10 protein-coding genes and 2 pseudogenes are annotated in these 13,156 nt (G+C 31.1%); 8 read left to right on the top strand and 4 right to left on the bottom strand.

The features are described 5' to 3' along the window. Positions 1–97: 97 nt before the first annotated feature. Genes ES044_RS09870 through ES044_RS09880 form a run of 3 tightly spaced genes read right to left on the bottom strand, consistent with a single transcriptional unit; the run spans position 98 to position 1,099 of the window. Complete coding sequence (locus tag ES044_RS09870) at positions 98–541, bottom strand: hypothetical protein (RefSeq protein WP_147187094.1); 444 nt, start codon at positions 539–541, stop codon at positions 98–100. A 2-nt stretch (positions 542–543) separates the two neighbouring features. Continuing rightward, the gene (locus tag ES044_RS09875) at positions 544–777 is read right to left on the bottom strand and encodes a hypothetical protein (RefSeq protein ID WP_147118402.1); all 234 of its coding nucleotides are present in this window, start codon (positions 775–777) and stop codon (positions 544–546) included. A 25-nt stretch (positions 778–802) separates the two neighbouring features. Then, the gene (locus tag ES044_RS09880) at positions 803–1,099 is read right to left on the bottom strand and encodes a hypothetical protein (RefSeq protein WP_147118401.1); all 297 of its coding nucleotides are present in this window, start codon (positions 1,097–1,099) and stop codon (positions 803–805) included. Positions 1,100–1,222: 123 nt separating this feature from the next. On the opposite strand from ES044_RS09880, the gene ES044_RS09885 reads away from it, so the two are divergent. The 4 genes from ES044_RS09885 (at position 1,223) to ES044_RS18895 (ending at position 6,425) form a co-directional block, all read left to right on the top strand. After that, positions 1,223–2,836: a CTP synthase gene (locus ES044_RS09885; protein WP_147118433.1), complete on the top strand. Its 1,614-nt coding sequence runs from the start codon at positions 1,223–1,225 to the stop codon at positions 2,834–2,836. A gap of 228 nt (positions 2,837–3,064) precedes the next feature. After that, positions 3,065–4,939: a membrane protein insertase YidC gene (yidC, locus tag ES044_RS09890; protein WP_147118400.1), complete on the top strand. Its 1,875-nt coding sequence runs from the start codon at positions 3,065–3,067 to the stop codon at positions 4,937–4,939. Between the two features lie 316 nt (positions 4,940–5,255). Next, entirely contained in the window at positions 5,256–5,954 is a 699-nt protein-coding gene (locus tag ES044_RS18890; RefSeq protein WP_223813551.1) for a DUF1624 domain-containing protein, read from the top strand. Positions 5,955–6,182: 228 nt separating this feature from the next. After that, positions 6,183–6,425: a hypothetical protein gene (locus ES044_RS18895; RefSeq protein WP_223269128.1), complete on the top strand. Its 243-nt coding sequence runs from the start codon at positions 6,183–6,185 to the stop codon at positions 6,423–6,425. Positions 6,426–6,732: 307 nt separating this feature from the next. Here the strand turns inward: ES044_RS18895 and ES044_RS18540 are convergent. Continuing rightward, positions 6,733–6,987: pseudogene (locus ES044_RS18540) on the bottom strand (hypothetical protein); the annotation flags it as partial. 424 nt (positions 6,988–7,411) lie between these two features. On the opposite strand from ES044_RS18540, the pseudogene ES044_RS19370 reads away from it, so the two are divergent. The 4 genes and pseudogenes from ES044_RS19370 to ES044_RS09910 all read left to right on the top strand — a co-directional run. Then, positions 7,412–8,923: pseudogene (locus ES044_RS19370) on the top strand (beta-N-acetylhexosaminidase); the annotation flags it as partial. 72 nt (positions 8,924–8,995) lie between these two features. After that, positions 8,996–9,748: a chitobiase/beta-hexosaminidase C-terminal domain-containing protein gene (locus ES044_RS19375; protein ID WP_317132307.1), complete on the top strand. Its 753-nt coding sequence runs from the start codon at positions 8,996–8,998 to the stop codon at positions 9,746–9,748. Between the two features lie 190 nt (positions 9,749–9,938). Then, positions 9,939–10,640, top strand: a complete 702-nt coding sequence (locus tag ES044_RS09905; protein WP_147187096.1) for a copper homeostasis protein CutC — start codon at positions 9,939–9,941, stop codon at positions 10,638–10,640. Continuing rightward, entirely contained in the window at positions 10,633–13,104 is a 2,472-nt protein-coding gene (locus ES044_RS09910) for a beta-mannosidase (RefSeq protein ID WP_147118398.1), read from the top strand. The genes ES044_RS09905 and ES044_RS09910 overlap by 8 nt, the downstream gene beginning before the upstream one ends. Positions 13,105–13,156 lie beyond the last annotated feature (52 nt).

Here is a 13,156-nt window from a genome sequence, read left to right on the forward strand (position 1 = left end):
CATTTTTAGCGTATTGGAATTACACCTTTAAGGTACTGAAATTTAGAAACTTAAAGGAATAAAAATGCTACTTTTTTTATTCTTTTTCTCTTTGTTTTCAAGGGGTAGTGACCTGCGAAACTTGAGTTAATGAAGTATGGTCTAACTCGTTTAAATATGAAATCTTCGACAAAATAATATAGTCTAATTTGGTATTGCTTTTTAAAAAACGAACTTCCTCGTCAGTAATGTCAAAATTGATAAGGAAAGGGATTTTCAATTTTCCGTTCTTATCTTTAAAATTTTTCTTTAAAGTAACTTTTTTACCTAATTTCTTTTGAAAAAATTCTACAACATTTTCTAAATTACTACCATTACTAAATTTTGAACCACTAAAATTAGTTGGATTTAACAGATAGCTTACTTCACTGTAATCTAGTTTTTCATTAAATGCATAATAGTCGTAATTATAGTTTGCACCGTTAAAAGTAATTCCTCCAGGATAAAAAACAGAGCATGATGAAAGAAAAAAACAACAAATTATTAAAATTCTAAATTTCATGATTAAAAATTATATCCTATTCTTAAATGCAGATCTATTGCAATTCCATTATTATCAAAAGTTCTAAAATATTTTTGATTGATAAATCGAATATAACCAACTCCAACTCCTGCTTCATAACTAAAATACTTTGCTAGATTGCGTCTTATACCCCATTTTGGTATTAAAGAAATACTGTTTTCTGGCCCGCTAGTTCTATTATGATTAATCTCGAAAATATCCGATCTGTGATTCAATTTTATTGTAAAAAAGTTAGCAGCGTTATTCTCTATATTTACCCCCTTTTGAAGCTCTTTTTTTTATATTGTAATACCATCTGGGTTCGAAAGTAATTTCTGGCGCCATAAAAAAACCAGAACCTGCTTGTATTTCTGTATACAAACCTATTTCTGTTCGCAAAGCTATTGTGTTAGATAATTTAATCTCATTTTGCCCCCAAACACCCATAATACCTAACTGAACACTGTATATTGATTTTTCTACACTAGTGTTATCTTGTGCTTTTATTAAAATAGCGGTTAAGGCAAGAATTAAAAATAAAATATTTTTTGATTTCATATTATTTTGTATCAAAATCAAATGTAAGTAGAAATATAAAAACTAAAAAAACTAAAATCTTTATCTCTTTTTTATTTGTGATAAAAACGAATGTTAGTACTTTTGCGCAAACCTAATAATACCATGCACAATACAAAATACGTTTTTGTAACAGGAGGCGTAACATCATCCCTTGGAAAAGGGATTATAGCTGCTTCTTTAGCAAAATTATTGCAAGAAAGAGGCTTCTCTGTTACCATTCAAAAGCTAGACCCTTATATAAACATAGATCCAGGAACCTTAAATCCTTATGAACATGGCGAATGTTATGTAACTGATGATGGTGCGGAAACCGATTTAGATCTTGGTCATTATGAGCGTTATTTAAACATACCTACAAGTCAAGCAAATAATGTTACTACAGGTAGAATTTATCAATCTGTTATTAACAGAGAGCGCAAAGGGGAATTTTTAGGAAAAACGGTGCAAGTAATTCCGCATATTACCGATGAAATTAAGCGTAGAATTCAACTTTTAGGTGAAACAGGAAAATATGATATTGTAATTACCGAAATTGGCGGAACCGTTGGCGATATAGAATCTTTACCTTACATAGAGTCTGTGCGTCAATTATTATGGGAAAAGGGCGATAGTAATGCCATTGTTATACATTTAACATTAGTTCCGTATTTAGCGGCAGCAGGTGAATTAAAGACAAAACCAACCCAGCATTCTGTAAAAATGTTGATGCAAAGTGGTGTAAGTCCTGATATTTTGGTGTGTAGAACAGAACACGAAATTTCTGATGACATCAAAAGAAAATTAGCCTTATTCTGCAATGTAAAACAAGAAGATGTTATACAATCTATAGATGCAGAAACCATTTACGATGTACCTAATTTAATGTTAGCACAAAATTTAGATACGGTTGTCTTAAATAAATTGAAACTATCTTCTAAAGGAGAACCAGAATTAAAAGTTTGGAATAGCTTTTTACAAAAACATAAAAACCCTAAATACGAGGTTGAAATTGGTTTGATTGGTAAATATATCGAACTCCAAGATTCTTATAAATCAATTACCGAAGCATTTATTCATGCAGGTTCATCTCATGAAACAAAAGTAAAGGTTCGTTGGATTCATTCTGAAAGCTTAACACCTAAAAGTGTTGAAAAAAAATTACAAGGTTTAAACGGAATTTTAGTGGCTCCTGGTTTTGGTGATCGCGGAATAGAAGGAAAAATAAAAGCGGTTAAATATGCACGTGAACATAACATTCCGTTTTTCGGAATTTGTTTAGGAATGCAAATGGCAGTGATTGAATTTGCTAGAAACGTGTTGCATTTAGAAAACGCAAGTTCTACAGAAATGAACAAAAGCAGCAAACATCCGGTAATTAGTTTAATGGCAAGTCAGAAAAACGTAACGGAAAAAGGAGGTACTATGCGTTTAGGCGCTTGGGATTGTAAGTTAACAAAAGGTTCTAAAGTTTTTAAAGCTTATAATTCTGAATTAATTAGTGAAAGACACAGACATCGTTACGAATTTAATAATGAGTATTTATCTCAAATAGAAGCAGCAGGTTTAAAAGCTACGGGTATAAATCCGAAAACTGGTTTGGTAGAAGCTGTAGAGCTTTCTGACCATCCTTGGTTTGTGGGTGTTCAGTATCACCCAGAATATAAAAGTACCGTGCTAAAACCGCATCCTTTATTTGTAGATTTTATAAAAGCAGCTTTAAAACAATCTAAAAAATAACTTTGGCTGTTCTGCTAGCGCGCTGTTCAAAAGATAATTATTTCTCAACGTAACGCTAGTAAAGCATTTTAAATTTAGCATACAATTTAGGTACGCTATTTGAGCAAAAGTATAGAATATAATTTAAAGCAGTAAAATCGATATAAAAACTGCTTTTTAACTACCTTTGTCGCGTTTTTATCAGGAAATCTTCTTGAGCTAATGACAAATTGACATTTAATTTTACACATGGAACAAAAAAAATTCGATTACAATTCTTTTATTGGTATGATTCTTCTTGGAGGAATTCTGTTTTGGTATTTTATCAACAATAGCCCAACTGACATTGAAGAAATGACTACAGAAGAAGTTGTAGATTCATCAACAGAAACGCCAAACAAAGCAACCACTAATTATACTTCTGCGTTTGAAAACGATTCTATTCAGCAAATCGAATATCAAAATAGATTGGGTGCTTTTGCACAAAGCGCTATTAAAGGGTCTGAAGGAACTACTGTAATACAAAATAATTTAGTAAAATTAACGGTTGATAATAAAGGTGGACAAATTATTGAAGCCTTAATCAAGAATTATAAAACCTATGATTCGTTACCTTTATATATGATAAAAGACAATAACGCGTCTTTTAACATTAATTTTGGGACTACCGATAACAGAATATTAAATACAAAAGATTTATTCTTCGAGCCCGTTTTAACTAAAAATGGCGATAATACTGTGTTGTCTATGAAACTTAAAGTTTCTAATAGTCAGTTTTTAGAATACCGATACGAAATAAAACCAAAGAAATATATGGTTGATTTTTCTGTTCGCTCTCAAGGTTTAAGCGATGTTATAAACTCCTCTAATCCTATTAATTTAGATTGGACTTTAAAAGGATACAGACACGAAAAAAGTATCAAAACTGAAAATAGTATGTATTCTTATTACTATTACAAAACAGAAGATGAAGTAGATTATTTAAACGCTGGTAATACAGAAGTTATAAATGATGTAGATTGGGTTGCCTACAAACAACACTTTTTTACCTCTAATTTATTAACAGACACGCCTTTTAACAATGCAACAATCACGTCTACAGATTTAGTTGACAATGAAGAAATAGATACTATTTTTACTAAAAAATACGAACTAAAAACACCTTTAGCCTTAACTGCTGGTGAGTTGAATTATAATATGAAGTGGTTTTATGGACCAAGTGATTATAATTTACTTAAAAAATATGAAGGAACAGATTTAGATGAAACTGCAGATTTAGGTTGGGGAATTTTTGGTTTTCTAAACAGGAACTTATTTTACCCTGTCTTTAATTTTTTACAAAATTATATGGGCAACTTCGGGTTGATCATTATTTTAATGACGATTGTTGTTCGAATTTTTATGTCTCCTTTGGTGTATAAATCGTACTTATCAAGTGCAAAAATGAAGGTGATTCGACCTGAATTAACAGCACTAAACGAAAAATTTCCTGGTAAAGAAAATGCAATGAAACGTCAGCAAGAAACCATGGCCATACAGCGTAAAGCCGGTGTTAGCATGCTGTCTGGCTGCATACCTGCCGTATTACAAATGCCTGTATTCTTTGCATTGTTTAAGTTTTTCCCTACAAATTTAGCTTTAAGACAAGAAAGCTTTTTGTGGGCGCCAGATTTATCTTCTTATGATGCTATTTTTCAGTTACCGTTTTATATACCCTTTTATGGAGATCACATCAGTTTATTTCCAATATTAGCTTCTATAGCAATTTTCTTTTACATGAAAATGAACCAAAGTCAGCAAGCAAATATGCAAGCACCAACACAAGAAGGGATGCCAGATATGGGTAAAATGATGAAGTATATGATTTACTTCTCTCCTATTATGATGTTATTTTTCTTTAACAATTACGCAAGTTCTTTAAGTTTATATTACTTTATTTCTAACTTACTAACGATTGCAATTATGTTAGTTATTAAAAACTATGTAATAGATGAAGACAAAATTCATGCACAAATAGAAGAAAACAAAAAGCGTCCTGAAAAAGCGAAGAGCAAATTTCGTCAAAAAATTGATAGCGCAATGAAACAAGCGCAAGAGCAACAAGCGCAGCAAAAGAAAAAGTAAACTTTTAGCTTTTAGCTTTTAGCTTTTAGCAAAATGATATAAAAAACCAAAACTTAATTGTTTTGGTTTTTTTTTATAAACTTCTCGTATCCAAAAAAGGTCTTCAGAAAAAGGCACACTTTTGATTGGTTTTTTTATTTAAAAAGGGGTTTTTTCCTGTTTATTTTTCAATTCAGAAAAAACGAACTTCGTAATTGTGTAGAACTTAATTCAATAACAACTAATATGAGTAAATTATACTGAACTTAATTCAGTATTAAAAGGACATCATATCATTGTAAACCTTGGCAATAACGTACCTTTTATGTTAAAACAATTGAAATCAAATAGCATCGAATCTCTCGACATATTAAGAGGTATTGTAATGATTCTAATGGCATTAGATCATACACGAGATTACTTCCACCTAGGGCTACCCGACCCTACCAATCTAGAAACAACCTCTCCAGTACTTTTTGCAACTCGCTTTATTACTCACTATTGCGCACCTATTTTTGTGTTTTTAGCCGGATCTTCAGCTTATTTATATGCATCGAAGAAGACGAAGAAAGACCTGTTCAAGTTTCTTTTTACACGAGGAGTATGGCTGATATTTTTAGAAATTTTTCTAAATAATTTTCTTTGGTGGTTTGATATTACTTTAGGATTCACCCAGCTGCAGGTTATTTGGGCAATTGGTTGCAGTATGGTCGTTTTATCATTTCTTATTTATGTACCTAAAAAAGTAATTCTTTTAATCGCCATCATCTTAATTGCTGGTCACAACCTATTAGATGGTGTTCTAATGAATGGAAATAATTTTATATCAATCCTATGGAAAGCGATGCACCAAGGAGGAATAATACCTCTAGGAGAAAGCAGACTTATTAGCTTCTCTTATCCTTTAATTACATGGATTGGAATTATTTTTTTGGGATATTGCTTCGGAACTGTTTATGAAAAAGGTTTTGATATTTTGATAAAAAAAAACTATTCCTTTATCTCGGAAAAGGAACAATCATACTTTTTATTATAATTAGGTCCATAAATATGTATGGAAATCTATTACCAGGGGTTGAATAAAAAAACAGTGTGTATACAATAATGTCTTTTTTGAATGTGACTAAATACCCACCATCATTAGACTTTGCATTAATTACGCTTGGTCCTGCATTATTATTTTTATATGCTATTGAAGGAGTCCGCAATAAAAGCACTGAATTTGCAATCACTTTTGGCAGAGTGCCTCTATTTTTTTATTTTTTTGCATATACTCATCATTCTTTTAGCTGCTGCGATTGCCATCATAGCCAACGGTGGTCTTTTTACGGATAGTATTTGGAATGATGCACTTATGGAAAGTGGTCGATTAGGTAAATTTGGCTTCAGTTTAGGCATTGTATATCTTGTATGGATTGGTATTATACTTATTCATTACCCATTATGTAATTGGTACATGAAATATAAATTAAATAATAAAGATAAATGGTGGTTGAGTTATTTATAAAACTGAAAACTAGTACCCATTGCGTCTATAAAGAATAATCCTTTTAGCATTCAAAAAAAGTAGTTTAATAGACTAAAAGTCATTTATAAACTAAAATTTTTAGTGTATAAAAACTATCTAATTTTTCCAGAAAAAGATGTTTGCAAAACAAAATATTCTGATTAAAACCGGCAAACACCTTTAACCTTGATAATAGTATTTGTTTGCGCTCTTTAAGATGCTAAACGGAACAATCCCGGAGTAGAGTGACAGATATCAAAAAAGAGCGTGAAATTTTTATTGTAAAAAACAAAGGTTAGTCTGGCGTTTAAGCTTCAAAAAAGCGATAACCAACAAGTTCTGTACCCGAAATTCTAATTATTTTTGAATCTAACACTTTATCTCTGTGCACTAAATCTAAAATCACAAACTGATTCTCCGCAGCAGGAAAATTATATTTATGCATTCCACTTCTTTTAAAAACCGTCAGCGCAACATCAATATCTGTACCCTCTAAATGTACTTTGTAAAAACCCTGTTCAGCGACTTCATTACTATGAGAAAGTTTATTTTTACAGCCTTCTTTTCTATCAGCGTCATTATTAAAAACTTATTTATTGGTTGGCATCAATAAATATCATTATTATCAAAAACACCAGGTCAGCTGAAATACGCATACCAAAACCCGTAGATTTCATCATCAGAATAATGGTGACTAGAACCACCCATCCCAACCATCTAAACGGTTGTTAGGATAGCGTTTTATCATCCCAAAAAGCATTGCTTCGAAAGAATATAAGTGTCCGTGATCGGCAGTTCCAATAAACAGATTTCCATAAAAAGTAAGCTTTTTATCTTTTTCTACATTAGCAACTAGTATCTTTTCATTACAGAATAAAAAGAAGAAATGATTGAAAAAAGCGAGATTCGTAAGTGTTTTTTCATCCGTTAGGTAAGTATAAAATTTTGTCTAAATTAGCAAGATAACGATAACCAATCCACTAGAAATGAATACTTTTAGACGAATAACACAAATAATCTTGTGTACAACTTTGTTGGCACTGTTAACAGCATGTTTTAAAGAAAATAAGCCCACTAATGATACTTCAATTATTCCTATTCCTACCGAACAAATTATAAAGAAAGGAGTTTTTAACTTAAATAGTGACACAAAATTGACCTTTGATGATCACTTAAAAAGTGTAGCCTACTTTTTTAAAAGCTATGTTGAAAACGGAAGTAGCATAAAATTGAATACGAATTCTGCTGCGAAAAACGGCATTCATTTTAAAATAGATAGCTCAATTTTTAATGATGAAGGATATCAATTGAAAATTACTACTGATGAAATTTTAATTTCTGCAAAATCAGAAAAAGGAGCGTTTTATGCTTTTCAATCTTTAAGACAATTATTACCTGCTGATTTTGAGAAACAAGATACCTATGATAAAACCCATATTGCAATTCAATGTTTAGAAATTAAAGACGCACCTCGTTTTTCTTATAGAGGAATGCATTTAGATGTTGGTCGTCATTTTTTCTCTGTAGATTTTATCAAAAAGTACATCAATTTAATGGCAATGATAAAAATGAATACCTTTCATTGGCATTTAACGGAAGATCAAGGTTGGCGCATTGAAATTAAAAAATATCCAAAATTACAAGAAATTGCAGCGTTTAGAGACGAAACGTAAATTGGACATTATTCAAATAAACCTCAAAAATTTGATGGTAAAAAATATGGCGGATTTTATACGCAAAAAGAAATAAAAGAAGTTGTAAAATATGCTGCTGAAAGACAAATAACCATCATTCCAGAAATAGAAATGCCAGGGCACTCACAAGCGGCAATTGCAGCATATCCTGAATTAGGTTGCACAGGAAAACAAATTAAAACTGCCACCAAATGGGGTGTTTTCGAAGATATTTATTGTACAAAAGAAAGCACTTTTAAATTTTTAGAAGATGTTATTGATGAAGTGGTGGAGTTATTTCCGGGAAAATACATTCATATTGGTGGAGACGAAGCCCCTAAATCTAGGTGGAAAGAATGTGCTCATTGCCAGAAACTCATCAAAAAAGAAAACCTAAAAGATGAACATGGTTTGCAAAGTTACTTTATCACTAGAATGGAAAAATACATCAATTCTAAAGGAAAACAAATTATTGGCTGGGATGAGGTTTTAGAAGGTGGTTTAGCACCAAATGCCACTGTAATGTCTTGGCGAGGAACTGCTGGCGCTGTAGAAGCAGCAAAACAAAAACACAATGTTATTTTAACACCAAATTCTCATTGTTATTTTGACCATTACCAATCTGATCACGAAAATGAACCTCTGGCAATTGGCGGATTTCTTCCTTTGGAAAAAGTCTATCGTTTTGATCCAATTCCTGAAGAATTAAATGAAGATGAAGCCAAATATGTTTTAGGTGCTCAAGGCAATGTTTGGACAGAGTATATGCAAACGCCAGAAAAAGTTGAATACATGGCTTTTCCGAGAGCAATTGCATTAGCTGAAGTAGTTTGGAGTGTACCAGAAAATAAAAATTATGCTGATTTTGTAAATCGATTGGCTCATTTTAATAAAAGATTGGATCTACTGAATGTTCATTATGCCAACCATTTATATGAAATAAAAGGAAAATTATTAAATAACAATGCCCAATTAACATATCAATTAGAAAATGCTACAGACAACAAAATTTTATATTCGTTAGATGGACTGCAACCTTCTTATTTAAACTCTCTTACCTATAAAAACCCAATAAAAATAACTTCTTCTACCACCATTAAGGCAGCCATTTTTAATACGGATGAAAAACAATTGGGTTCAGTTTTTGAACAAAAATTAGATCTTCATAAAGCTGTTGGAAAGAAAATTTCATTAAGTGTACAACCCAACAAAGGATATAATGCCGGAGGAAAACAGGCCTTAATTAATGGTATTTCTGGAAATAATGAACGTTATGGAGACAAAGAATGGTTAGGCTTTTCTGGAGATGATGTAGAAATTACAATTGATTTTAATAAACCCACAAAAATCAACTCTATTTCTACACGATTTTATAATGGAAACGAACAATGGATTTATGCTCCTAAAACTTTAAATTTAATATTAACATTAGAAGATGGAAGCCTTATTTCATCTAAAAAAATGATTACAAAAAAGGATTCCTTATTGGTAAATTTCGATGTAAATCTATCTCAATTATACCCGAAAAATAACATATTAAAAACAAAAACGTTAAAACTTATAATTCCTAATTATGGAATTATTCCAGAAGGAAAACAAGGAGCAGGTCATAAAGCTTGGACTTTTATTGATGAAATAATCGTTGAGTAATAACATATTGTCAGTTCGGGTAAATTTTTGAAGAACGAAAAAAATTGTATCGAGAACCAAAACATCTCGATACAATTTTGAGAAAAACTCAAAATCACTCGATGTGACAAACCGCAAAAAAATATAGCGAAATATTATTCATTCATAAGAGTACCGCGTCATTCTTCATCGTAATGCCGAACGAAATACCATGAAACTAGAAATCTGTGCAAATTCCTATCAATCAGCTATAAACGCTCAAAAAGCTAGAGCAGACAGAATTGAACTCTGCTCTGAACTTTCAGTTGGCGTAATTACGCCTTCTTATGGGCTACTAAAAATAGTTTCAGAACATATCACAATTCCTGTAAATGTTTTAATAAGAACAAGAAGTGGCGATTTTTGTTATACCGATGTTGAGTTTGAACAAATGAAAAAAGACATTAACATTTGCAAAGAGTTTGATTTTAATGGAATTGTTTCAGGAGTATTATTTGCTGATGCTACCATTGATATAGAAAGAACGAAGGAATTGATTGCACTTTCTAAACCACTTTCTTTTACTTTTCATAGAGCTTTTGATTGTGTTGAAAATCCGAAGAAAGCGCTAGCCCAATTAATTACTTTAGGAGTTGATCGCATTCTAACTTCTGGTTTGCAAGAAAAAGCAGAAAACGGAATTAAGTTATTTAGAGAACTGCAAGAAATAGCCAAAGACAACTTGATTATTCTTGCAGGAAGTGGCATTAATGCAACCAATGCACAGCTATTTAAAAAAGTTGGTTTTAAAGAAATTCACAGTTCAGCTTCAAAAGCTATAGCGAATTCGAGTGTGTTTTTTGATAAAACCTCTCAAACAGTTTCGGATATAGAAACCATTCAAGAAATTTTAAAAGTGATTAAAAATGAATAAAATTATTTTTGGATTCGCAGTATTCCTTTTTTTTGGATGTAATTCTTTAGAGAAAAATCTACCAATTGAAATAGCACTAACTACTAATTGGCAATTTAAAGGAATTGATACTTTAGATTGGAAACCCGCAACTGTTCCTGGAAATATATTCACAGATTTGCTATCTCATCAAATAATTATAGATCCATTTATCAAAAATAATGAAGAAAAAGTACAGTGGGTTTCTGATAAGAGTTGGGAATATAAAACCTCGTTTACACTTTCTGATGCTGTTTTAAAAAAAGAACATATCGAACTTAATTTTGAAGGTTTAGATACGTACGCAACCATTTATTTGAATGATTCTTTACTTGATAAAACAAATAACGCCTTTAGAACTTTTACGTTTGATATTAAAATTTTATCAAAAAAAGAAAATAGTTTAAGAATCCTCTTCACCAATACGGATAAAATTGAAACAGATTTAGAAAATAAAAATTCGCATAAATTACCAGAAGGCAAAAGAATTTATACAAGAAAAGCACAGTTTCAGTATGGTTGGGATTGGGGACCAAAACTAAATACTTCCGGAATTTGGAAAAGAGTTTCTATCGATGCTTGGGATGATTATAAGATTGATAATGTATATATAAAACAATTGCATGTAAATGAGTCTAATGCTTCTCTTTTAATTGATATAAAGAAGATTTCGAATACCGAGCTAGATAAGCAATTAGTTTATGAGATTTATGTAAATGATAAACTAGTAAAAACATCTAACGAAGTTTTTAAAGGATATTCATGGATAACAAAAATTAATATCAAAAACCCAAAACTTTGGTGGACAAACAATCTAGGAGAACCTTATCTCTATAACTTTAAAATTGTTGTTAAAAAAGGAAATATAATTCTTGACACGTATCAAGTAAAAAAAGGAATTAGAACCATAAAACTAATCACTAAAAAAGATACTATTGGCGAATCTTTCTATTTTGAATTGAATGGAAAACCTGTGTATATGAAAGGTGCCAATTACATTCCTCAAAAGAGCTTTCAGAATAAAGTAACCCATCAGCATTATGAAAAACTATTGTCTGATGTTGTAAAATCTAATATGAATATGTTACGGGTTTGGGGCGGAGGAATTTATGAAAATGATATTTTTTACGATTTATGTGACAAAAAAGGAATACTAATTTGGCAAGATTTTATGTTTGCTTGTGCCATGTATCCTGGAAATATTGAGTTTTTAGCAAACGTAAAAGAAGAAGCGAAACAGCAAGTTAAAAGATTAAGAAATCATGCTTCTATAGCGCTGTGGTGCGGCAATAATGAAAATTCTGAAGGATGGAAACATTGGGGATGGCAAAAGAATAGAACTGAAAAAGAAAAAAAAGAAATTTGGAATGATTATTTAGCCATTTTTGATACTATTTTACCCAAAACCGTTGCTGAATTTAGTGAAACTGATTATTGGCAATCTTCACCGAAATACGGGCGCGGAAACCCGAAACACAAAACAGAAGGGGACGCTCATGATTGGGGCGTTTGGCATGATGCATATCCTTTTGAGCACTTTGAAAACAATGTTCCGAGGTTTATGAGTGAATTTGGTTTTCAATCTTTCCCTAGTTTTGAAACAATGAAATATATCAATCAAAATGATGAAGTAACCTTAATGACAAACACTTGGAAGTCGCATCAAAAACATGATAGAGGTCATCAATTAATTTTTGATTACATGAAAAGAGATTATAAAGTTCCTATGCCGGATGATGATTATATATACACAAGTCAGTTAGTGCAAGCTAAAGGAATTGTGATGGGAATTGAAGCGCACAGAAGAGCAAAACCCTATAATATGGGCACTTTGTATTGGCAATTAAATGACTGCTGGGCTGCAATTTCTTGGTCTAGTATCGATTATTTTGGTCATTGGAAAGCCTTGCAGTATAAAGCTAAAAATGCTTTTGAAAATGTTTTAATTTCATCGGTTATGAATAATGACAGCGTAAACACCTTTGTTATCAATGATACTTTTGAGCGTTTAAATGGAGCCTTAAAAGCAACCTTAATTGATTTTCAAGGAAAAGAAATTTGGTCAAACTCCAAAGAAATTGAAGTTTTAGAAAATAGTAGTCAACAATTTAGTAGTTTTCCTTTGGATACAATTGATAAAGAAAACACACTGCTCATTACTGAATTTCAAAATAAAAAATCTTATTTCTACTTTACAAAACCTAAAGATTTAAACTTACCAAAAGGAGAAATTCAAAAAGAAATTAATAAAACAGAAAAAGGATTTTACATCACTCTAAAAAGTACTGTTTTACAGAAAGATGTATTTTTATTTACAGCTAAAAAAGGTCATTTTTCTGACAATTTTTTTGATGTAATGCCGAATGAAACTAAAGTTCTTAATTTTAAAACTGAAGTGAGTTCTTTAGAGGATTTACAAGTAAAAACATTAAATACTATTGATTAGCGTATTTGTCTGTTCGAGTGAAATTAAGAAATAAGAACAATTTTATAACGAA

This window comes from Polaribacter sp. IC066 (assembly GCF_007997085.1).
In the GTDB taxonomy this organism is placed as follows: Bacteria; Bacteroidota; Bacteroidia; order Flavobacteriales; family Flavobacteriaceae; genus Polaribacter.

What these genes read in the sequence shown, in the direction of transcription:
- ES044_RS09905 (WP_147187096.1), top strand. Translation starts at nt 9,939, where the DNA reads ATGAAACTAGAAATCTGTGCAAATTCCTATCAATCAGCTATAAACGCT.
- ES044_RS09880 (WP_147118401.1), bottom strand. Translation starts at nt 1,099, where the DNA reads ATGAAATCAAAAAATATTTTATTTTTAATTCTTGCCTTAACCGCTATT.
- ES044_RS09910 (WP_147118398.1), top strand. Translation starts at nt 10,633, where the DNA reads ATGAATAAAATTATTTTTGGATTCGCAGTATTCCTTTTTTTTGGATGT.
- ES044_RS09870 (WP_147187094.1), bottom strand. Translation starts at nt 541, where the DNA reads ATGAAATTTAGAATTTTAATAATTTGTTGTTTTTTTCTTTCATCATGC.
- ES044_RS09885 (WP_147118433.1), top strand. Translation starts at nt 1,223, where the DNA reads ATGCACAATACAAAATACGTTTTTGTAACAGGAGGCGTAACATCATCC.
- yidC (WP_147118400.1), top strand. Translation starts at nt 3,065, where the DNA reads ATGGAACAAAAAAAATTCGATTACAATTCTTTTATTGGTATGATTCTT.